This is a genomic window from Alkalihalophilus pseudofirmus OF4, assembly GCF_000005825.2.
GTDB lineage: Bacteria > Bacillota > Bacilli > Bacillales > Bacillaceae_D > Alkalihalophilus > Alkalihalophilus pseudofirmus.
Genome location: NC_013791.2, coordinates 3,648,180 through 3,669,293, shown reverse-complemented (window position 1 = coordinate 3,669,293; position 21,114 = coordinate 3,648,180). Strand labels below are relative to the sequence as shown.

The following is a 21,114-nucleotide window of genomic DNA, read 5'->3' as shown; positions in this document are numbered from 1 at the left end:
GGAAGGGATGCGGTTATGGAAAAACTTATGATTGAAGGCGGTCATCCGATTGAGGGTACCGTACAGATTAGTGGTGCAAAAAACAGTGCAGTCGCGTTAATCCCGGCGGCTATTTTAGCAGATACGCCGGTTACCATTGATAATTTACCTGGCATTTCAGATGTCCAGCTTTTAGGGGATTTACTGCGTGAAATTGGCGGAGAGGTGGAGCTTTCGCTTGCGGACCAAGAGATTAAAATTGATCCGTCAAATATGATTGCCATGCCGCTTCCAAACGGCAAAGTGAAGAAGCTGCGTGCCTCGTATTATTTAATGGGAGCTATGCTTGGTAAATTTAACAAAGCTGTAATCGGCCTGCCTGGAGGATGTAACCTTGGGCCTCGTCCGATTGACCAGCATATTAAAGGGTTTGAAGCACTTGGTGCACGTGTAACCAATGAGCAGGGAGCCATTTATCTGAGGGCTGACGAGCTTCGCGGTGCACGGATTTATTTAGATGTTGTCAGTGTCGGAGCAACAATTAATATTATGCTGGCAGCCGTACGGGCAAAAGGACAGACGATCATTGAGAATGCTGCCAAAGAGCCTGAAATCATTGATGTGGCGACACTGCTTACGAGCATGGGCGCTAAAATTAAAGGTGCAGGAACGAATGTGATTCGTATTGATGGAGTCGATTCTCTAAAAGGATGCCGCCATTCGATTATTCCAGATCGAATTGAGGCAGGCACATATATGATCCTTGCAGCAGCAATCGGACAAAAGGTGATCATTGACAACATTATTCCTTATCATGTCGATTCTCTTATTGCAAAATTGCGCGAGATGGGTGTTTCGGTTGAAACGAATGATGATCAGGTATTGATCCACAACACAGGGGAGAAAAAAGGCGTTGATATAAAAACGCTTGTTTACCCAGGTTTTCCGACTGACCTGCAGCAGCCATTCACCACTCTTTTAACTCAAGCAAGCGGAACAAGTATTGTAACTGATACTATTTATAATGCCCGTTTTAAGCATATTGATGAGTTAAGAAGAATGGGAGCTAATGTAAAAGTAGAAGGACGCTCAGCCATTATTAATGGGAAAACGCCGCTTCAAGGCGCAAAAGTGCGGGCAAGTGATCTTCGCGCAGGCGCTGCTCTTGTTGTAGCAGGCCTCACAGCTGAAGGAGTAACAGAGCTTTCAGGTCTTGAACATGTAGACCGCGGCTATGAAAACCTCGAGAAAAAGCTGCTCGGCTTAGGAGCAAAGCTATGGCGTGAAAAGTTAACAGAAGATGAGATGGATCAAGTAAAAAGCTAGACGGAAGATGCAATAAGGGAGAGGGTAGAGATGGAGAGAAGTTTATCAATGGAGCTGGTCCGCGTCACAGAAGCCGCGGCTCTTGCTTCAGGCCGCTGGATGGGTCTTGGCAATAAAGAAGAAGCGGATCGTGCCGCAACAGAAGCAATGCGAGATGTATTTGATACAATCCCGATGAAAGGAACAGTGGTCATTGGGGAAGGAGAGATGGATGAGGCTCCTATGCTCTATATAGGGGAGAAGCTTGGTAATGGCTATGGCCCGCGTGTGGATGTAGCAGTCGATCCGCTTGAAGGTACAAATATCGTTGCTTCAGGTCAATGGAACGCACTAGCTGTTCTTGCGGTTGCTGATCATGGCAACCTTCTGCATGCACCTGATATGTACATGGATAAAATTGCAGTCGGACCGGAATCTGTCGGCCAAATTGATATCGACGCTCCGATTATCGATAACTTAAAGGCTGTTGCTCGTGCGAAAAATAAAGATATTGAGGATCTCGTTGTAACGATTCTAAACCGTGAGCGTCATGCGAGAATCATTCATGAGATTCGCGAAGCAGGAGCGCGTATTAAACTGCTTCCGGATGGTGATGTTGCAGCTGCTGTTAATACAGCCTTTGATGATACAGGCGTAGACTTATTGCTTGGTTCAGGAGGAGCACCTGAAGGAGTTCTTGCTGCAGTAGGCTTAAAATGCCTTGGAGGCGAATTGCAAGGCCGCCTTCTCCCGCAAAATGAAGCAGAAGAAGAACGCTGCAGAAAGATGGGAATTGAAAACTTTAACAAAGTCCTGTTGATGGATGACCTCGTTAAAGGGGACGATTGTATTTTTGCTGCAACAGGTGTAACTGATGGCGAATTATTAAAAGGCGTTTACTATAAGGGAAGCCGTGCAACAACACAATCACTCGTTATGCGTGCAAAGTCAGGCACAGTCCGCTTTGTGGATGGAACACACAGTATGAAGAAGAAGCCAGGTCTTGTTATTAAATAAACATAGTGACGAAAGCTAGACACCTGTCTAGCTTTCATTCTTTATCTCTACGCTTCCTACCGACTATTTGTTAGGAAAATGTTCCTTGAATATATTTGATCTAATGGGGTACAATGATACAAGTATTTATATTGATGTAATTTATATTAATGTAATTTATATTAATGTAATAGAACAAAGTATTTTTATTAGTTCGAAAAAAGTACGGATCTTTTACTTATACTACTACATCCTTCTAAAAAGGATTCTGCTTTTATCATGATTAGAGTGTGGTGGAATAATGAGCAGTGTCAATATTGCAGATTTAGAAAAAATGAAGCTAAAAGAGCTTTATGAGTTAGCTAAGCAATACAAAGTCTCTTATTATAGTAAACTTACAAAGCGTGAACTTATTTTCGCGATTTTAAAAGGACAAGCTGAAAAAGATGGTTTGATGTTTATGGAAGGTGTCCTTGAGATCATTCAATCTGAAGGCTTTGGCTTCTTAAGACCAATTAATTACATGCCAAGTTCTGAAGATATTTATATCTCAGCCTCTCAAATTCGCAGGTTCGACTTGCGTAACGGAGACAAGGTATCCGGTAAAGTAAGACCTCCTAAGGAAAACGAACGTTACCACGGGCTTCTGCATGTAGAAGCAGTAAACGGCGATGCACCTGAAACATCGAAGGAACGTCCTCATTTCCCAGCCTTAACACCTTTATACCCTGAACAAAAAATTGAACTTGAGACAGCTCCAGGCCGAGTATCTTCTCGTATCATTAATATGATTTCTCCTGTAGGTTTCGGACAGCGTGGATTGATTGTTGCACCCCCAAAAGCTGGTAAAACATCTCTTATGAAAGAAGTAGCCAACAGTATTGCTGAGAACCACCCTGATGTGGAATTGATCGTACTGTTAATTGATGAACGCCCTGAGGAAGTAACCGATATTGAGCGTTCGGTAAAAGGCGAAGTCGTCAGTTCAACATTTGATGAGGTTCCGGAAAATCATATTAAAGTTGCTGAGCTAGTGCTTGAGCGCGCGATGCGCTTGGTTGAGCATCGTAAAGATGTTGTCATTTTAATGGATAGCATCACTCGTCTTGCACGTGCCTATAACTTAGTCATCCCGCCAAGCGGACGTACGTTATCCGGTGGTATTGACCCGGCTGCGTTCCATCGTCCTAAACGTTTCTTCGGTGCTGCGCGTAATATTGAAGAAGGCGGAAGCTTAACCATCCTTGCTACGGCTCTTGTAGAAACAGGATCGCGCATGGATGATGTCATTTATGAAGAGTTTAAAGGAACAGGGAACATGGAGCTTCATCTTGATCGTAAATTGGCTGAGCGCCGTATCTTCCCATCAATCGATATCCGCCGTTCGGGTACAAGAAAAGAAGAGCTTCTTATGCCAAAAGATCAGTTAGACAAGCTATGGGCGATCCGTAAGACAATGAATGATTCGCATGATTTTGTCGATCAATTCATTAAGCGGGTGAAAGATACGAAGACGAATGCTGACTTTTTCAGCGAAATGGAAAAAGATATGTCAGGGGCGAGCCGAAGAAAATAATGTAAATGGATGATGAAGAAAACTGCTATGATGAGGTTTTATGAAGAATCGTGCGTAACAACGTATAAAATCATCGAAAATACAGTTGCAAAACGAAGCTTGGCTTGATATAATTTCGTCATGTGTGATTAGATAACTCTGTTTCGAAGAGATTCAGGGCGGAAGGAGATGAAATCAATGAAACAAGGTATTCACCCAGAATATCAAAAAGTGGTTTTCATGGATACAAGTACTGGTTTTAAGTTTCTAAGCGGTTCTACTAAAGGTTCTGCTGAAACAATTGAGTGGGAAGATGGTAACACATACCCGCTTCTAAAAGTTGAGATCAGTTCAGATTCGCACCCATTCTACACTGGTAAGCAGAAGCTTAACGATGTTGGTGGACGTGTTGATCGTTTCAAGAAGAAATACAACATGAAGTAAACTGGATATGCGAACAGGCAAGCGCACTGCACTTGCCTGTTTTTTTTGCACATGGTGCGGGTAAAGCGGGATTTGTGAGGACTGAATGGGCGCAATTATGAGCGGAGTAGACGCATAACAATTGCGAAGCGACGCAATAATAGCGTGAACCGGCGCAATCCGCACAGAGTGACGCAATTAGCTGGTCAATTAACGCAAAAGCGAGTATAAATGGCGCATACAGCGCTTCGACCAACGCAATTATCGTCTGAACCGGCGCAATCCGTTCAATCAGCATATCTAAAAATGAAATTGAAAATCCATTACATGTCAAAATGAAGGTTTAAATAAATTGAGATGCTATGATCAAGGGATCAATCGATCTTTAGACAAGCAGGTTAAAGATTATTTGTTGTAAGGTGGGGGAAAACTATGCGTGTGACGGGGCATGAAGGCCGTTTAGAAGTAATCTGTGGAAGTATGTTCTCAGGAAAATCAGAAGAGCTTATTCGCCGGGTAAGAAGAGTGAGCTTTGGGAAGCTGAAAGTACAAGTATTTAAACCAGCGATTGATAACCGCTACAGTGAGGAAGAAGTGGTTTCCCATAATGGAACAAAGGTGTGTGCGATGCCAGTGCGCATGTCCGTTGATATTCTTGAGCACGTACTGCCAGAGACACAGGTAGTAGCAGTAGATGAAGTACAGTTTTTTGATGAAGGAATCGTGGCAGTGGCAGATGAGCTGGCAAACCGCGGTATCCGCGTGATTTGCGCAGGTCTTGATCAAGATTTTAGAGGAGAGCCGTTTGGGCCGATTATGCCGCTGATGGCATTAGCAGAGGAAGTTACTAAGCTTCAAGCGGTCTGCCCGGTTTGCGGAACGCCTGCAAGCAGAACACAGCGTTTAATTGATGGCAATCCTGCTTCCTACACCGATCCAATTATCTTAGTTGGGGCATCAGAAGCATACGAGCCTCGCTGCCGTACATGTCATGAAGTGCCAAATAAGCCTTCACGCATACCTGACCCTGCTGTGAAACATGGTCAAATCTAACAACGAGTAACTTAAGATATGTGGGCAACCTATAAATGCAGCGATTCGCTGCAGGAGGTGCTCATCATGAAGAGAAAATGGTTAGCGGGAGTTTTGGCCGGAATGTTTTTGGTAACAGGGTGCAACAACCCTGAAGAGCCAGAAGTTCAAGCACAAAGCAACAATCAGCATCCGAGCGCGGAGCGAGTAACATACGGTCTCTTGGGTCCTGGTCCGATTAACTATGGTTCGATTCGAAGATCCCAAACATTTGATCAAATGGGAGAGTTAAATACAACAGGTAGCAGCTACCGATCCGCTCATAATTATCATGAAGACTTGGGAGATCACCAATCATTAATGCGCCGTGTTGTAGCAAACGAATCGCCGTTTAATCCTGGATCTGTTATGATCGCTGGTCATCATGCCTGGGTGACGGTTCACGTACCTAAAGGATTGAACGACAGTGAGAAACAGTCAGAGCTTGATAAATTAAAGCGTACGTTTTTACTTGAAGTACCTAGATATCAAGTGCATATAAACGAAAGTTAATGGAAACCGCCCAAGGCCTTTTGCGCTTTGGGCGGTTTTTCTCTCTAAAGCTTGAATTGTTTAATGGATTCCTGTAGTGATTCTGCCATATCTGACAGCACGTTGGAAGCTGCACTGATCTCTTGCATAGTAGCATTTTGTTCTTCGGCAGAGGCCGCTACATTTTGTGAGTAATCAGAAGAACTCGCTGCAATATGCGAAGCTGCTTCAATCGCCTGAGCCATTTCTTCAGTCGCTGTTTTAATGTCTTCAATGGCATTTGTAACGTCTGTAAATTGGGATGTTACCTCATTAATGGATGCGGTAATATCGCTAAACTCTGTGCCTGCTTGATCTACAAGAGCATTCCCGTCTTTTACGGCAGCTTTGCCCGCTTCCATAGAAATGACCGATTGGGAAATATCTTTTTGGATATCAGATATTAGGTGGTTAATTTGGCTCGCAGACTGGCTTGACTGCTCGGCAAGCTTTCGCACCTCATCAGCCACAACAGCAAACCCCCTGCCGTGCTCACCTGCGCGAGCAGCTTCAATGGCTGCATTTAGAGCAAGCAGATTTGTTTGTTGTGACACGGCTGTAATCATTGAAACGATCGTCTCAATTTCATTTGATTTGCTTCCGAGCCTGTGTACGACTCCTTGGATCTCATCGGTTTTTTCATCAATGACCTTCATTTGATTAATTGTCTGCAAAATAACCCGTCCACCTGATTCTGACTTTGCCCTAGTCACAGCAGCGGACTCGTTTACTGCTTGTACACTGCTCGAGATATGATTCATATTATCTAAAATAGCTGCGGTGGAATGTCTAGCTTGTTTCGCAGCTGCAGCTTGCTCGTCTCCTGCAGAAGCTACCTCCTGAATGGAATCGGTAATTTGTTCTGAAGCCCGGCTTGTCTCTTCGGCGCTGGCTGTTAATTGTTCAGATGTTGCTGCCACTTGAGTAGAAGCATCAGAAATTTGACTGATCATCTCACGGAAACGGTTCGTCATCACGTGAACATTTTTAGATAAAGAACCTATTTCATCTTTATACCCTTGATCTTGGTCATACCTTTCTATGTGGCCATCTGCTAACTTCTGCACCTGCTGATCCACCCGGATAATCCGTTCTGAGAATAGCTTTGAAAAAAAGTAGATAATGAGTCCTCCAATGAGCAAGGAGACGCTTAGTACAATTAAAATATTACGTAAAATAGAATTAGCTTCTGCGTTAAAGTCACTCATATATGAACCGCCTGAAATCACCCAGCCCCAGTTCGGGTCATAAAGGTTGTACATAATTTTCGGTGCGACTGTATTAAGGTCGTTAGGCATTGCCCATTGATAACGAGTAAAGCCTCCGCCGGCTTGAGCGACTTTTATCGCCTCTTGAGCGAAATACTGCCCTTCCACATCCTGAACATTATATAAATTTTCACCCTCTATATTAGGGTGAGCAACCAATGTTCCGGCTTCGTCATACACGATAATATAGCCGTTCTCGCCAAGGTCAATATTCGGATTGACAGGCCTTGTACCATCAGCTTGTCTCTCGCCAAGAATCGCGGTCTTTACTCGTTCCTGCGCTTCTTCTAACGTTAGAGCCCCGCTTTCAACCTCGGTTTGCACCATACGAATAAGCTCGGCAGTCATGTAGACACTGTTTTGAATTTTAGTTGCTCCGACCTCATCTAAGCTGGTTTTTGAAGTGAAGTAGCTAGTGAGGCCGATAATTAAGCTTGGAACTAGGAGCAGCAGTAAGGTAATGATGACGAGCTTTTGCCGAATATTCATATCCCTAACCCATTTAACCACAATAAAATCCCCCTTATGTAAGCCTTTACAGGACTAATTATATAGTATATCGGCACTATTTTCAGAAAAATTAAACAGATAAACGCAAAAAAGAGCCCTTATTCAGGACTCTTACCCTCTGCGCCTTGATGCCTGCTGAATGGGATCCCATACACCGTTATAAGGCGGGGCATAAGCAAGGTCAAGATTTTCGAGGTCTTCCATCGTCATTTTGTGGTAAAGGGCAGTTGCAAGCACATCAATCCGTTTGTCCACACCTTCTTTGCCGATAATTTGAGCGCCTAGCAGCTGCTCGGTATGACGCTGGTACATTAAACGGATGGTCAGTATTTCTGAGCCGGGGTAGTATGTAGCGTGATGTGGTATCTCTGCATCCACAATTTCGGTTGGGATACGAAGCTCTTCAGCTTCCCTCAGGGATAGGCCTGTCCGTCCAAGCGTCAGTGAAAAGAATTTCATAATCGATGTACCGACGATTCCTTTAAATGTTCTTGAATCTCCTGCCATATTCAAGCCGGCAATACGTCCTTGCTTATTTGCGTGAGTACCAAGCGGGATAAAGTCATCATGCTCTTTAATGCGGTGGTATTGAGTGGCACAGTCTCCAGCCGCATACACATCAGGGATATTTGTTTCCATATAGCCATTTACTTGAATAGCGCCATTTTCATGCAAATGCACGCCGCAATCCTCTAAAAAGTGAGTGTTAGGTTTCACACCGATTGCTACAATGACCATATCTACCTTGAACGATTGCTTATCAGTTACAATTTCTTCGACGCGGCTGTCTCCTTTAAATCCTTTCACTTCCTCATTAAACAGCAGCTTCACGCCGTGCTTTTCAGCTTCCTCATGGATTAAGTTCGCCATCTCTTGATCAAAAATTCCAGCCAGCTGAGGCCCGCGCTCAATCATTGTCACTTTCTTTCCTTGTTCAACAAAATTCTCAGCCATTTCAAGGCCGATATAACCGCCGCCAATGACAGCAATATGATGTGTATCATTGTGCATATCTTTTATGACTGCTTCTGTATCTGGAATCGTTTTAACCGTATGAATACCGTCTAGGTCAGCCCCGTCCCAATCAGGAACGATCGGACTTGCTCCTGTCGCTATTAATAATTTGTCATAAGGCACACTGAAATCTTTGCCCGAAACGAGCTTCTTTTCTGTATCGACATGGGTTACCTCGTGATTAACGCGTGCGTCGATCCCGTATTTAGAGCGAAACGTTTCCACATCACGCGCCACTAAATCATCAAGTCCCCCTTTCACTAAACCCCCCACGGCATACGGGAGGCCGCACTGAGCGTAGGAATAATACTCACCCATCTCGAGTGTTGTAACGTCTGCATCCTTATTACGTCTCACAATCTGCATTGCTGCACTCATGCCGGCAGCATCTCCGCCGATAATTACATATTTCATCGTCATCACCTCATACTAGTAATATTCCCAGAAGATGCTCGCATAAAACTGTTTTAGGGTTGATTGACCCTTTTGTATCGATATACTATAATTAGAATGTTATGCACTGGAAATATTAATGAGGTGAAAGCCGTGTTAGATCGTTTACAATCAGTAGAAGACCGTTACAATCGGTTAAATGAATTATTAAGTGACCCGGATATAATTAGTGACTCAAAGAAATTACGTGAGTTTTCAAAAGAACAATCAGACATCGAAGAAACAGTTCAAGCATACCGCGAGTATAAAGAGGTTGTATCGCAATATAAAGATGCAAAAGCAATGCTTGAAGATAAGCTGGATGATGAAATGTATGCCATGGTAAAAGAAGAAATGGATGAGCTTTCAACTCGTCAAGAAGAGCTTGAGGCACGCCTTAAAATTCTTCTTCTTCCAAAGGATCCTAACGATGACAAGAACGTTATCGTAGAGATTCGCGGAGCTGCAGGCGGAGATGAGGCGCAGTTATTTGCTGGCGACCTTTATAAAATGTATTCAAGATTCGCTGAAGCACAAGGATGGAAGACAGAAGTGATTGAAGCGACATCCACAGAGCTTGGTGGATACAAAGAGATCATTTTCAGTGTGAACGGGGCAGGAGCTTATTCTAAATTAAAGTATGAAAACGGAGCGCACCGCGTACAGCGTGTTCCTCAAACAGAGTCTGGCGGCCGTATCCATACATCTACAGCAACTGTTGCCGTACTTCCTGAAGCAGAAGAAGTAGAAGTAGAAATCCACGAAAAAGACATTCGTGTAGATACATTTACGTCAAGCGGACCAGGCGGACAAAGTGTAAATACAACGATGTCAGCCGTTCGTTTAACTCACTTGCCAACAGGTACGGTTGTATCATGTCAAGATGAAAAATCTCAAATTAAAAACAAAGAAAAAGCGATGAAGGTACTTCGTGCGCGTGTCTATGATAAAGTTCAACGCGAGGTGCAGGCAGAGTACGATCAAAACCGTAAGCTGGCTGTTGGTACTGGTGACCGTTCTGAGCGTATTCGTACGTACAACTTCCCGCAAAGTCGTGTAACAGATCACCGCATCGGTTTAACGATTCAAAAGCTTGAGCAGATCTTGCAAGGTAAGCTTGATGAAGTCATTGATGCCTTGATTGTAGAAGAGCAAGCAGAAGCGATGCAAAATGCTGAAGAGTAATCAAACACCTAAGACCATACACGAAGCCCTCCGTTGGGCTTCTTCTTTTTTAGAAGAGGCAGGTGGTGAGGCAACGGCTGCTGAGTGGCTCTTATTGCATCACCTGAATATCAACCGGACAAAGATGTTTATGATGTTTCAGGATCCGATTGATTCAGGCGTGTGGGAGGCGTTTAAAAAAGACGTTCTCACTCATTCAAACGGGGTTCCTGTCCAGCATTTGATGGGCTATCAAGAATTTTACGGCAGGCGTTTTCAAGTAAATGGAGATGTGTTAATTCCCCGCCCAGAAACAGAAGAGCTGATCGAGCATGTACTTCATTTGAAACAAAGCTTGTGGGGAGATGCGTCTGTTGATGTACTCGATGTAGGGGCAGGAAGCGGCGCAATCGGCGTTACGCTTGCGCTTGAGTGCGCGGAGATGAAGGTTGAAGCTGTTGATATATCAAAAGAGGCATTAGAAATAGCGAGATTAAATGCCGAAACGTTGGATGCTAAAATGTCCTTTTTTGAAAGTGACCTTCTTTCTACTCCTATCCAAATGGAAAAAAGATTTGACATCATTGTCTCAAATCCACCGTACATTCCACTAGGTGAGCACGATGAATTAGCGGTTCATGTACGTGAACACGAGCCTCATCTTGCTTTATTTGGCGGGGAAGACGGGTATGAGCTGTATCGCCGTTTAACGACGGAGCTGCCAAAAGTAATGAAAGAAAAAGGGCTCATTGCCTTTGAAGTCGGTGCAGGACAAGGCGAGACGGTCCGATTGATGCTTGAGACTGCGTTCCCGAATGCCGAAACCGAAGTGAAATTAGATATAAACGGGAAAGACCGCATGGTGTTTGCCTATGGGAAGATGTACTAAAATACTAGACTCATTTTGTCGAACACTTTCATGTTTAACAACGCACTGCCCTGATCATACTGAGTGATGAAAGGGCGGTGCAATCAAATGAATCCAAAAGGTATGAATCATAAGGTCATTATTTATCTATTATTCTCTTTATTCGTTTTACTAGTAAGCTATGAATCTCAGCAAACAGCAGCAGTAGCTGTTCACCACGAAACAGTCAGTCAGGATGAAGCGATCCGTCTTCGCATTTTAGCAAACAGTGATGCGGTGAGCGATCAGATTTTAAAGCGTGAAATTAGAGATGAGGTCAATGCAGCCATTACTGAATGGGTGACGGGATTAATTGATCTTGAGGATGCTAAAACTGAAATCCGCAATCATCTTCCTGAAATTGAAGCAATTGTGGCCAGGGAGCTTGAAAAGCAAGGAATGAACCAGGAATTCACTGTAGCATTTGATGAAGTTCAATTTCCTACTAAGTTATACGGCAATCTCGTTTATCCAGCAGGTATCTATGATGCGGTTTTGATCACATTAGGCGAGGGAATGGGTGAAAACTGGTGGTGCGTATTATTCCCGCCATTATGCTTTTTAGATATGGCAAACGGGGAAGCAGTTGAAACATCTGCTGAGGGTAACACAGCAGTTGAATCAGAGGAAGAAATTGAAGTGACATTCTTTGTCGTAGAAATCTTCTCAAACATTGTTGAAAGTCTTTTTGGCAAGGAACAGGCATAATTACTCGCGTTCCGCATAGATATCGAGTAAGAAGGTGCACGGGTGAGACAAGCTCAAACATCGTGCAGCTTGATTCGGGCGGAGGAGTGGATAGAATGAGTATCGTTGTCAGAAGAGCTGCAACAAAAGATATATTGCCGATCCAAAGATTAGTGGCGAGAGCGGGATTAAGTTCAGCAGGCATTGAACATGCTGTCGCTCAGTTCCTTGTTGTAGAAAATGAGGACGAGCAGATTATTGGGGCAGTGGGGATTGAACAGTACGAACACAATGCACTAATGCGTTCACTTGTGCTAGATTCACCGATTTGGACGGGTGTTCTCACCTTGGAGTTTTTACAGGTGGCCCTAGCCTATGCTAAAGATCAAGATATTAGAACCGTTTATATGTGCGCAAAGTCTTCTTCGCCTCTTTTTTACCAACTCGATTTTAAAGAGGTCAAAAAAGAGCGAATTCCAAAAGCGGTGAAACAATCCACGCATTATCAACAGACGGTGGATGAATCGGTGAGAGTATGGGCATGTGAATTGGATGATTAAATGTAAGCATTAACATGTGAATAACTGCGCGGAAAAAGGGTAAAAACAGACACTTATACACAAGTTGTCCACAGCGGTGGATAACTTGTTTTTTGATTTGTATGAATACATTTGTCGAATCATGGCTAAGGGGTAACTGAAAATGATGGAAAACCCTTGGCACAGCTGAGATATAGTCGATTATTGTCACCTCGTTTGACAATAGACGACAACCCTTGCAAAATAGAAGAGATAGGGGCGGTGTACAATGAGTTATAAACAGACAAAAATATTTAATGTGGATAAAATAAATGATGAAGATAAAAAGCGTGAATATATAAGTGATGCCGCGCTGTGGATAAGTGAGGGAGAAGTTGTTGCGTTTCCCACAGAGACTGTGTATGGACTTGGAGCGAACGCACTCGATGAGAAAGCGATTGCTAAAATATTTGAAGCAAAAGGGCGGCCAAGTGATAATCCACTGATTGTCCACATTGCAAACAGGGACCAGCTGAGTGAGCTTGTTACAGAAATTACACCTGCTGCTGAAAAACTTATGGAAGCATTCTGGCCAGGACCGTTGACCATTATCTTTAAAAAGAAAGGTCCAATCGCACCTAATGTAACAGCAGGTCTTGATACGGTCGCAATCCGCATGCCGAGCCACCCGCTCGCATTAAAATTAATTAAAGCCGCAAATGTACCAGTTGCCGCACCAAGTGCGAATCTTTCTGGAAAACCAAGCCCAACGACCGCAGCTCATGTGTATCATGACTTACAAGGTAGAATTGCTGGTGTCGTTGATGGAGGGAGCACAGGGGTCGGACTTGAATCAACCGTTCTTGACTGCTCTGTGCACCCGCCGATGCTCTATCGTCCCGGCGGCGTAACGATTGAGGAGCTGAAGGAAGTTGTCGGGGAAGTGGCCGTGGATCCCTCACTGAAAAATACAGAAGATGCGCCCCGCTCTCCAGGAATGAAATATACCCACTACGCACCAAAAGGCAGCTTAACATTAGTTCATGATGTTTCGCGTATTCAGGCATTGTTAGATGAGGCACGCGAACAAGGTAAGAAAGTCGGTGTGCTCACTACAGAAGAGCGCGCGGCAGAATACAAGGCGGATACGGTAATTGCGTGCGGTGCGCGAGAAGATTTATCAACCGTTGCCGCAAAACTATATGAAGCGCTGCGCCAATTTGATCAGGAAAACGTCGATGTCATCTATTCTGAAACGTTCCCAAATGAAGGAGTAGGGGCAGCGATTATGAACCGCCTCGAAAAAGCAGCCGGTGGAAGAGTGATTTAATTAGATTTAGTTGAATTATGGATGGAATGAAGCTTAATGGAGCCTTTATGCGGAGAGATCTCTCCGCATAAAGGCTCTTTGCTTTGAAATAAGATGAATTTTTTGTGTCGATAAGCACTTGTTGAGAGTGCAGCATGTGTAATATGAACATAAATAATCATTATTTAAACAAGTTAATAGATATTTCGAATAAACTTTCGAGTAATTCGAACAAAAACCCATTTTTTTCGAACAAACGCATACATTAAATGGTAAATCGAACGCAAACCAGTCGCCTCCACCTTTCTATTGTCCTATTATCCTTTGGACTTGCATACATTTTAGTAGCATGTGTGGGGAGTGAAGTGTATGCATGAGGTGGTTACTTTAATTATTATGGCGGGGGCGCTTGGGATGGATGCTTTTTCTGTTGCGCTTGGAATGGGGATGCTTGGCCTTAGGCTTCGCCAGATTTTTAGAATTGGCGTGACGATTGGGGCGTTTCATGTCATCATGCCGCTGATGGGCATCGTTACAGGGAAGGTGCTGTCTACTTATTTCGGAATGATCGCGACCTATATTGGCGGGGCGCTTTTACTTATTATCGGGATTCAAATGATGATTGCGGCTTTGAAGTCGGATGATGATTCACTTGTCAAACCAATGGGCTGGGGGCTCTTTTTATTTGCGGTCAGTGTCAGCTTAGACAGCTTCTCTGCGGGACTCGGACTCGGGATGCTTGGTGCAAAAACGCTGCTTACTGTGGCTGTAATTGGAGCAATGAGTATGGTGCTCTCATGGGCAGGCCTTTTAATGGGGAGGAAGTTTGGACAATATATTGGCTCGTACGGTGAATTAATCGGTGGATGTATATTAATAGGTTTTGGCATTAAATTAATTATTCCGATGTAGGTAAGTGAATATTTATACTCAGGCCTAAAGATTCATTCAAACGTCATGAGTAGTGATACAGTTTTCAAAAAAGCTGTGATAAGATGGAAGAAGATAGAGACAATAACAAATGATAAAAACTGAAACCACACGACAATACATGAGAGGAGGATGAATTATGGGAGTGAAACATATCTTATTTGTCTGCACAGGAAATACATGCCGAAGCCCGCTTGCTGAAGCGCTTTTAAGAGAACGAATGGGAGATAAGGTTGAAGTGAAATCTGCTGGTGTCCATGCTTTTCCTGGCAGCAAAGCTTCAGAGGGTACAAGTAGAGTTTTACTTGATAAAGGGATTGATCATGATCACACATCCCAGCCTGTGACTAATGACTTACTTGAGTGGGCAGATGTCGTTTTAACAATGACAGCCGGGCATAAGCAGCTTGTATGCAGTCAATTTATGGAACACACAGAAAAGGTACATACCTTAAAGGAATATGCTGGGCAAAATGCGCACACAACCGATATTGCTGATCCATTTGGCGGTTCGATTGAAGAATACGTGCGAACAGCCGATGATATTGAAGAATGCTTAGATGAATTAGAGAAAAAATTGAAGTAACCATTGATCTATAGCAGTTCGATTTAACACGAGAGGTGGCGCATTGCGGTGGGGGAACGAAAAAAATATCGGGCGAGCATTCGTAAAAAGCTCGTTATTGGGATTAGCGGACTCGCGGTTGTTACATTTGGATTCAGTGCTATTTTTATTTTTATTTTAGGAGATTTCTTTGAAAGCTACTTTGGATTAAACCGGGAATCAGTCATAATTTTTACGCTGATTAAAGGTGTGTTTTGGAGCGGGGTGTTAGGGTTTGTTTGTGCGCCGCTTATTACAAAGCCTTTGCATGAGCTAGAAGAGGCCGCAAGACGTGCTGCAGCAGGTGACATCAAGCACGATGTGGCTGTTTCAAAATCAGATGACGAACTTCGTGCCTTAGGACTCGCTTACAATGAAATGCTCGACAGTCTGCGTCAAATGGTAAGAGACATTGATGAAAACTTCCATAAAACAAATGATGTCGTCAATGAAATGAATGCTTCATCTGAATTTGCGGCGAAAAAAGCAGTTGATATCGGTAAAACGATGGATGAAATCGCTAAAGGTGCGGAAAGCTCTGCGTATGCAGTGCAGCACACTGCAGAGGCAATGGAAGAAGTATCAAAACTTGCGGTAAATGTAGAGGAAAGAGCGGTGCAGTCAACGGCTTCCTCTAAGCAAATGGTACAAGCTTTAACGGAGAGCCGGACGGCCATTGATGAACTTGTTAAAGGGATTCATCAGCTCGCTACTGATAATAAAGAATCACGCGCAGCAGTCGGTCGTCTTGAAGATCAGGCAAGAGAGGTCGGCGAAATTATCAGCCTGGTCGGTGATATTGCGGCTCAAACAAATCTGCTTGCCCTCAATGCATCGATTGAAGCGGCGCGTGCAGGGGAGCATGGTCGAGGATTTGCGGTTGTAGCCGATGAAGTAAGAAAGCTTGCTGACCAAAGTGCTCAAGCTGTTCAGGGGATCTCAAGCTTGATTCATAAAATGCAAGAAGAAGTGCAGACTGTTGTCTATCAAATTGATGAGCAGGTAAATGCTGCGATTCATCAGGCAGAACGAGGAAGTCAAACGAATGAAACAATTGCCTTAATGGAAAAGTCGGTTCACGATGTAGCAACGGTCATTACAGATATTTCGAAAATGACGAAGCAGCAAATGGAATCAATCCAAGAGACCTCCCAGCAATCACAAGAGGTTGCAGCGATTGCAGAAGAAACATCAGCTGGGTCCACTGAGGTTACAGCAATGGCAGAGCAACAGGCTGAAACGATCCAAGATATGTCAAAAACAGCGCAAATTTTATCAACTCACGCAAACCAATTGAAAGCAACGATCGAAAGGTTTACAATTTAGAAGATAAGATTGTCATAACGAAGAAACCGGAAAGCTCCAGTGCCTGCTCATATCAGAGTGGGTGCTTGAGCTTTTCTTAAAACCATTTAGGAGGCTGTACAGATGAAAGTAGCAATTGGTTCAGATCACGGTGGAGTAAATATTAAAGAAGAAATTAAGCAACAGATGGAAGAAATGGGCATCGAGTTTGAGGATGTAGGATGCGAATGCGATACATCTGTCGACTATCCTGATTATGCGATTCCTGTTGCTGAGAAGGTAGCAAAAGGCGAAGTGGACCGCGGCATTTTAGTGTGTGGAACAGGAATTGGCATGTCGATTGCTGCTAATAAAGTCAAAGGCATCCGCTGTGCCCTTGTACATGATACATTCAGTGCGAAAGCTACTCGCGAACATAATAACAGCAACGTCCTAGCAATGGGTGAGCGCGTTATCGGAGCTGGACTTGCCCGGGAAATAGCGAAAATCTGGCTTGAAACAGAGTATGAAGGTGGACGTCACGAGCGCCGTGTAAGTAAGATTACTGAATACGAAGCATAAAAGGAGTGGCCCCGTTATGGCGGTTGTAAAAGAAGAAATAAATGCTCAGCTTACGCAAGTATTACATGACTTACAGGCAATGATGCCTCTTACTCATGATCACCTTCTTGTCATTGGGACAAGCACGAGTGAAGTGGCAGGTGAACATATTGGGTCAAACGGATCACGGGACATTGCTGAGGCGATTTATGATGCACTCAGCCGTTTTCAAGATGAGACTGGAGTGAAGCTTGCTTTTCAATGCTGCGAGCACTTAAACCGCGCATTGGTCCTCGATGGATCAACCGCACGTGAACGCGGATATGAGCCTGTTTCGGCGATTCCGATTCGAGCGGCCGGCGGGGCGATGGCAACGCATGCTTTTTCACGCATGGATAATCCTGTTCTTGTTGAATCAATTAAAGCGGATGCTGGAATTGATATCGGTGATACGTTTATTGGTATGCATTTAAAAGAAGTAGCGGTACCTATTCGCAGTCAAATTAAAGAAATCGGTCATGCGCATGTAACAATTGCTAAAACTCGTCCGAAGCTGATCGGAGGAATTCGAGCAAATTATTTGCGTACCGAAGAACATGAATAATCAGACCTGTTTTTGATAAATAGTACGGATTTTAGTTAATTCTTATGTTAGAATATAGTTGAATCTAATGTTTGATACCTAAAAACCGAATGTGTAGGAACTGAAAGGGGAATAAGGATGGAGACATTAAAGAAGCAAGACGAAAAAGTATATGAGGCGATTAAGTTAGAATTAGGTCGTCAACGTGACAAAATTGAATTAATTGCATCTGAGAATTTTGTTAGTGAAGCTGTAATGGAAGCTCAAGGCTCAGTGCTAACAAACAAATATGCAGAAGGCTACCCAGGCCGCCGCTATTATGGTGGTTGTGAGTATGTTGATATTGTAGAAGATATCGCGCGTGATCGTGCAAAAGAGATCTTTGGTGCAGAATATGTAAACGTGCAGCCTCACTCAGGTGCACAAGCGAACATGGCTGTATACTTCACAATCTTAGAACAAGGCGATACAGTACTTGGTATGAACCTTTCACACGGCGGCCACTTAACGCACGGAAGCCCAGTTAACTTCAGTGGAGTTCAATACAACTTTGTTGAGTACGGTGTTGATGAGGAAACTCAGCGTGTTGATTATGATGTGGTACGTGAACTAGCTAAAGAACATAAGCCGAAATTAATCGTTGCGGGTGCAAGTGCATACCCTCGTGAGCTTGATTTTGAGAAATTCCGCGAAATCGCTGATGAAGTAGGCGCTTATCTAATGGTGGATATGGCTCATATTGCAGGTCTTGTTGCAACAGGCTTACATCCAAACCCAGTTCCTCACGCTCATTTTGTAACGACAACAACACATAAAACATTACGCGGACCTCGCGGCGGAATGATTCTTTGTAAAGAAGAGTTCGGTAAAAAGATTGATAAATCAATCTTCCCTGGAATTCAAGGCGGCCCGCTTATGCACGTTATTTCTGCAAAAGCAGTAGCATTTGGGGAAGCCCTATCTCCAGATTTCAAACAATACGGCGAGGCAGTTATTGCTAATGCAAAACGTCTAGGCGAAAAGCTTGTTTCAGAAGGTGTCAACCTTGTTTCAGGCGGAACGGATAATCACTTACTGCTTCTTGACTTGCGTTCATTAAACCTAACTGGAAAAGTGGCAGAAAAAGCACTAGATGAAGTAGGGATTACAACGAATAAAAATACCATTCCATTTGACCCTGAAAGCCCGTTTGTAACAAGTGGTATCCGTATCGGAACAGCTGCTGTAACATCACGCGGTCTTGATTTAGAGGCAATGGATGAAATTGGTGCATTAATTGCATTAACGCTTAAAAATGTTGAGAACGAAGACAAGCTTAACGAAGTTCGTGAGCGTGTGGCAGCTCTTACGGCTAAATTCCCGATGTACCCTGAGCTTAAAATGTAATAAACAAACATCAACCCTCTTCCGGCCCGGCCGGGGAGGGTTTTAATTTTATAAAAGCCTCTCATATCAGCACATTTTAGTGAACTTTAAAAAACAAATTGTACAAAATCAATGAAATCTATCGTACAGGGTTGAGATCGCTTCACTTTTTGGGTAGAATTTTCAAGGAGCTATTAAAGGATATGAATCGACATAAGGGAGCAGCGCTAACTTCCCTTTAGTTCGCATAAAAAAGGAGTCGAGGCTGATGAGTAAGGTGTTTGTATTTGATCACCCATTAATTCAACACAAATTAACGTATATTCGTGACAAGAATACAGGAACGAAGGAATTCCGTGAGCTTGTAGATGAAGTAGCGGCACTAATGGCATTCGAAATTACACGTGACTTACCTTTAAAAGATGTGGAAATTGAAACACCGGTTGGGCCAGCGAATTCAAAAACAATCGCAGGGAAAAAGTTAGGTCTTGTGCCTATTTTACGTGCAGGTCTTGGAATGGTTGATGGGATTCTTCAAATGATTCCAGCTGCAAAAGTAGGACATGTCGGGTTATACCGTGATCCTGAAACATTAAAGCCGGTAGAATACTACGTAAAGCTTCCAACTGATGTAAACGAGCGTGAATTCATCGTTATTGACCCAATGCTTGCGACAGGCGGTTCTGCAGTAGAAGCAATCAACAGCCTTAAAAAGCGCGGTGCGAAAACGATCAAGCTGATGTGTTTAGTTGCTGCCCCTGAAGGTGTTGAAGTGGTGAAAGATGAGCACCCTGATGTAGATATTTATCTTGCGGCCCTTGATGAAAAGTTAAACGAAAAAGGTTACATCGTCCCTGGTTTAGGTGACGCGGGTGACCGTCTATTTGGAACAAAATAAATAGATAATAAGTAAAGAACGAAATAAGTAACGTAGAAAAGAGGCTAAGCCGATGAGTTCAAAGTTGAAAGTCTTAACGGTGTTTGGGACAAGACCTGAAGCGATTAAAATGTCGCCTTTAGTGCTTGAGCTGAACAAGCATCAAGATACTATTCAATCGTTTGTAGCTGTAACAGGCCAGCATCGTGAAATGCTTGATCAAGTGCTTCAGTTATTTGATGTGAAGCCGGATTTTGACTTAAATATTATGAAGGAACGTCAAACGCTTGCTGATGTAACAACAAATGCGCTCCAAGGGTTAGATGGAGTCATTAAAGAAGTGGAGCCTGACATTGTGCTTGTACATGGTGACACCACTACAACGTTTGTAGCAAGTCTTGCAGCTTTTTACAATCAAGTAGCTATTGGTCATGTTGAAGCAGGTCTTCGTACGTTCAATAAGTACTCCCCGTTTCCGGAAGAAGCGAACCGTATGCTGACAGGCGTATTAACTGATCTGCACTTTGCCCCGACAGAGCAGGCACACAAACATTTGATTGATGAAAATAAGAAAGATGAATCGATCTTTATTACGGGAAATACAGCCATTGATGCCCTGAAGACTACGGTCAATGACAGCTATCAGCATGAGGTATTAGATAAAATTGGTGATGGCCGTCTAATCTTATTAACGGCGCATCGTCGTGAAAATCTAGGTGATCCAATGCGAAATATTTTCCGTGCAGTCCTTCGCATTGCAGATGAGCATCCGGATGCCCATGTTGTTTATCCTGTGCATTTAAATCCAGCCGTACGCGAGATCGCTGGTGATATTTTAGGTGATCATGACCGTATTCACTTGATTGAACCTCTTGGTGTGCTTGATTTCCATAACTTTGCTAATCGTGCTGAAATTATTTTAACGGATTCTGGCGGTGTGCAGGAAGAAGCGCCGTCGCTTGGAACGCCGGTTCTTGTCCTGCGTGATACGACAGAGCGTCCTGAAGGTATTGAGGCAGGTACACTGAAGTTAGCTGGAACAGATGAAGATGATGTGTATCGTCTTACAGATGAACTGCTTAGAAATAAAGAAGAATATGATCGCATGGCAAAAGCTTCGAACCCTTATGGGGACGGAGAAGCATCTGCCCGCATCGTTCAAGCTCTTCTTTATCATTTTACACAAACTAAAGAGCGTCCTGAGCCTTTCAAGCCGCTTTCAGCTGAATAATTGGATATCT

General features: G+C 43.5%; 21 protein-coding genes. 19 read left to right on the top strand and 2 right to left on the bottom strand.

The genetic code is table 11. The features are described 5' to 3' along the window. Positions 1 to 15 precede the first annotated feature (15 nt). The 6 genes from BPOF4_RS18260 (at position 16) to BPOF4_RS18235 (ending at position 5,842) form a co-directional block, all read left to right on the top strand. Positions 16 to 1,305, top strand: a complete 1,290-nt coding sequence (locus BPOF4_RS18260) for a UDP-N-acetylglucosamine 1-carboxyvinyltransferase (protein WP_012960731.1) — start codon at positions 16 to 18, stop codon at positions 1,303 to 1,305. 30 nt (positions 1,306 to 1,335) lie between these two features. Next, entirely contained in the window at positions 1,336 to 2,301 is a 966-nt protein-coding gene (gene glpX, locus BPOF4_RS18255; RefSeq protein ID WP_012960730.1) for a class II fructose-bisphosphatase, read from the top strand. A 280-nt stretch (positions 2,302 to 2,581) separates the two neighbouring features. Further along, positions 2,582 to 3,856 (top strand): transcription termination factor Rho, encoded by a 1,275-nt coding sequence (gene rho, locus BPOF4_RS18250; protein ID WP_012960729.1) that lies wholly within the window; start codon positions 2,582 to 2,584, stop codon positions 3,854 to 3,856. Positions 3,857 to 4,033: 177 nt separating this feature from the next. Next, a complete protein-coding gene (locus BPOF4_RS18245) occupies positions 4,034 to 4,279 on the top strand; it encodes a type B 50S ribosomal protein L31 (RefSeq protein WP_012960728.1) in 246 nt (81 codons plus the stop codon). A gap of 411 nt (positions 4,280 to 4,690) precedes the next feature. Continuing rightward, positions 4,691 to 5,311: a thymidine kinase gene (locus tag BPOF4_RS18240; RefSeq protein ID WP_012960727.1), complete on the top strand. Its 621-nt coding sequence runs from the start codon at positions 4,691 to 4,693 to the stop codon at positions 5,309 to 5,311. Between the two features lie 66 nt (positions 5,312 to 5,377). Further along, on the top strand, positions 5,378 to 5,842 hold the full coding sequence (locus BPOF4_RS18235; protein WP_012960726.1) for a hypothetical protein: 465 nt from the start codon (positions 5,378 to 5,380) through the stop codon (positions 5,840 to 5,842). Positions 5,843 to 5,886: 44 nt separating this feature from the next. On the opposite strand, the gene BPOF4_RS18230 is transcribed toward BPOF4_RS18235, so the two are convergent. After that, complete coding sequence (locus BPOF4_RS18230) at positions 5,887 to 7,638, bottom strand: methyl-accepting chemotaxis protein (RefSeq protein ID WP_012960725.1); 1,752 nt, start codon at positions 7,636 to 7,638, stop codon at positions 5,887 to 5,889. Positions 7,639 to 7,749: 111 nt separating this feature from the next. Then, complete coding sequence (locus BPOF4_RS18225) at positions 7,750 to 9,066, bottom strand: FAD-dependent oxidoreductase (RefSeq protein WP_041822523.1); 1,317 nt, start codon at positions 9,064 to 9,066, stop codon at positions 7,750 to 7,752. A 132-nt stretch (positions 9,067 to 9,198) separates the two neighbouring features. Between BPOF4_RS18225 and prfA the strand changes: the two genes are divergently transcribed. The 13 genes from prfA to wecB all read left to right on the top strand — a co-directional run bounded on the left by prfA (position 9,199) and on the right by wecB (position 21,104). Beyond that, positions 9,199 to 10,269, top strand: a complete 1,071-nt coding sequence (gene prfA, locus BPOF4_RS18220; RefSeq protein WP_012960723.1) for a peptide chain release factor 1 — start codon at positions 9,199 to 9,201, stop codon at positions 10,267 to 10,269. Continuing rightward, positions 10,256 to 11,137: a peptide chain release factor N(5)-glutamine methyltransferase gene (gene prmC / locus BPOF4_RS18215; RefSeq protein WP_012960722.1), complete on the top strand. Its 882-nt coding sequence runs from the start codon at positions 10,256 to 10,258 to the stop codon at positions 11,135 to 11,137. Before prfA ends, prmC begins: the two co-directional genes overlap by 14 nt. A gap of 102 nt (positions 11,138 to 11,239) precedes the next feature. Next, positions 11,240 to 11,863, top strand: a complete 624-nt coding sequence (gene spoIIR / locus BPOF4_RS18210) for a stage II sporulation protein R (RefSeq protein WP_041823088.1) — start codon at positions 11,240 to 11,242, stop codon at positions 11,861 to 11,863. Between the two features lie 95 nt (positions 11,864 to 11,958). Beyond that, positions 11,959 to 12,402: a GNAT family N-acetyltransferase gene (locus BPOF4_RS18205; protein WP_012960720.1), complete on the top strand. Its 444-nt coding sequence runs from the start codon at positions 11,959 to 11,961 to the stop codon at positions 12,400 to 12,402. A 247-nt stretch (positions 12,403 to 12,649) separates the two neighbouring features. Next, positions 12,650 to 13,690, top strand: a complete 1,041-nt coding sequence (locus BPOF4_RS18200; RefSeq protein WP_012960719.1) for an L-threonylcarbamoyladenylate synthase — start codon at positions 12,650 to 12,652, stop codon at positions 13,688 to 13,690. 348 nt (positions 13,691 to 14,038) lie between these two features. Beyond that, on the top strand, positions 14,039 to 14,581 hold the full coding sequence (locus BPOF4_RS18195; RefSeq protein WP_012960718.1) for a manganese efflux pump MntP: 543 nt from the start codon (positions 14,039 to 14,041) through the stop codon (positions 14,579 to 14,581). A 157-nt stretch (positions 14,582 to 14,738) separates the two neighbouring features. After that, complete coding sequence (locus tag BPOF4_RS18190; RefSeq protein WP_012960717.1) at positions 14,739 to 15,185, top strand: low molecular weight protein arginine phosphatase; 447 nt, start codon at positions 14,739 to 14,741, stop codon at positions 15,183 to 15,185. Between the two features lie 48 nt (positions 15,186 to 15,233). After that, positions 15,234 to 16,529, top strand: coding sequence for a methyl-accepting chemotaxis protein (locus BPOF4_RS18185; RefSeq protein ID WP_012960716.1), 1,296 nt, complete (start codon positions 15,234 to 15,236; stop codon positions 16,527 to 16,529). Positions 16,530 to 16,631: 102 nt separating this feature from the next. Next, positions 16,632 to 17,069, top strand: coding sequence for a ribose 5-phosphate isomerase B (rpiB, locus tag BPOF4_RS18180; RefSeq protein WP_012960715.1), 438 nt, complete (start codon positions 16,632 to 16,634; stop codon positions 17,067 to 17,069). Positions 17,070 to 17,085: 16 nt separating this feature from the next. Beyond that, entirely contained in the window at positions 17,086 to 17,652 is a 567-nt protein-coding gene (locus BPOF4_RS18175; RefSeq protein WP_012960714.1) for a TIGR01440 family protein, read from the top strand. A 117-nt stretch (positions 17,653 to 17,769) separates the two neighbouring features. Then, positions 17,770 to 19,017 (top strand): serine hydroxymethyltransferase, encoded by a 1,248-nt coding sequence (glyA, locus tag BPOF4_RS18170; RefSeq protein ID WP_012960713.1) that lies wholly within the window; start codon positions 17,770 to 17,772, stop codon positions 19,015 to 19,017. 247 nt (positions 19,018 to 19,264) lie between these two features. Then, a complete protein-coding gene (gene upp, locus BPOF4_RS18165) occupies positions 19,265 to 19,894 on the top strand; it encodes a uracil phosphoribosyltransferase (protein WP_012960712.1) in 630 nt (209 codons plus the stop codon). A gap of 52 nt (positions 19,895 to 19,946) precedes the next feature. Beyond that, positions 19,947 to 21,104, top strand: coding sequence for a non-hydrolyzing UDP-N-acetylglucosamine 2-epimerase (gene wecB / locus BPOF4_RS18160; protein ID WP_012960711.1), 1,158 nt, complete (start codon positions 19,947 to 19,949; stop codon positions 21,102 to 21,104). Positions 21,105 to 21,114 lie beyond the last annotated feature (10 nt).

Coding starts and splice junctions, on each gene's coding strand:
- BPOF4_RS18260 (WP_012960731.1), top strand. CDS start 16: ATGGAAAAACTTATGATTGAAGGCGGTCATCCGATTGAGGGTACCGTA.
- glpX (WP_012960730.1), top strand. CDS start 1,336: ATGGAGAGAAGTTTATCAATGGAGCTGGTCCGCGTCACAGAAGCCGCG.
- rho (WP_012960729.1), top strand. CDS start 2,582: ATGAGCAGTGTCAATATTGCAGATTTAGAAAAAATGAAGCTAAAAGAG.
- BPOF4_RS18245 (WP_012960728.1), top strand. CDS start 4,034: ATGAAACAAGGTATTCACCCAGAATATCAAAAAGTGGTTTTCATGGAT.
- BPOF4_RS18240 (WP_012960727.1), top strand. CDS start 4,691: ATGCGTGTGACGGGGCATGAAGGCCGTTTAGAAGTAATCTGTGGAAGT.
- BPOF4_RS18235 (WP_012960726.1), top strand. CDS start 5,378: ATGAAGAGAAAATGGTTAGCGGGAGTTTTGGCCGGAATGTTTTTGGTA.
- BPOF4_RS18225 (WP_041822523.1), bottom strand. CDS start 9,066: ATGAAATATGTAATTATCGGCGGAGATGCTGCCGGCATGAGTGCAGCA.
- prmC (WP_012960722.1), top strand. CDS start 10,256: ATGCTGAAGAGTAATCAAACACCTAAGACCATACACGAAGCCCTCCGT.
- spoIIR (WP_041823088.1), top strand. CDS start 11,240: ATGAATCATAAGGTCATTATTTATCTATTATTCTCTTTATTCGTTTTA.
- BPOF4_RS18205 (WP_012960720.1), top strand. CDS start 11,959: ATGAGTATCGTTGTCAGAAGAGCTGCAACAAAAGATATATTGCCGATC.
- BPOF4_RS18200 (WP_012960719.1), top strand. CDS start 12,650: ATGAGTTATAAACAGACAAAAATATTTAATGTGGATAAAATAAATGAT.
- BPOF4_RS18195 (WP_012960718.1), top strand. CDS start 14,039: ATGCATGAGGTGGTTACTTTAATTATTATGGCGGGGGCGCTTGGGATG.
- BPOF4_RS18190 (WP_012960717.1), top strand. CDS start 14,739: ATGGGAGTGAAACATATCTTATTTGTCTGCACAGGAAATACATGCCGA.
- rpiB (WP_012960715.1), top strand. CDS start 16,632: ATGAAAGTAGCAATTGGTTCAGATCACGGTGGAGTAAATATTAAAGAA.
- BPOF4_RS18175 (WP_012960714.1), top strand. CDS start 17,086: ATGGCGGTTGTAAAAGAAGAAATAAATGCTCAGCTTACGCAAGTATTA.
- glyA (WP_012960713.1), top strand. CDS start 17,770: ATGGAGACATTAAAGAAGCAAGACGAAAAAGTATATGAGGCGATTAAG.
- upp (WP_012960712.1), top strand. CDS start 19,265: ATGAGTAAGGTGTTTGTATTTGATCACCCATTAATTCAACACAAATTA.
- wecB (WP_012960711.1), top strand. CDS start 19,947: ATGAGTTCAAAGTTGAAAGTCTTAACGGTGTTTGGGACAAGACCTGAA.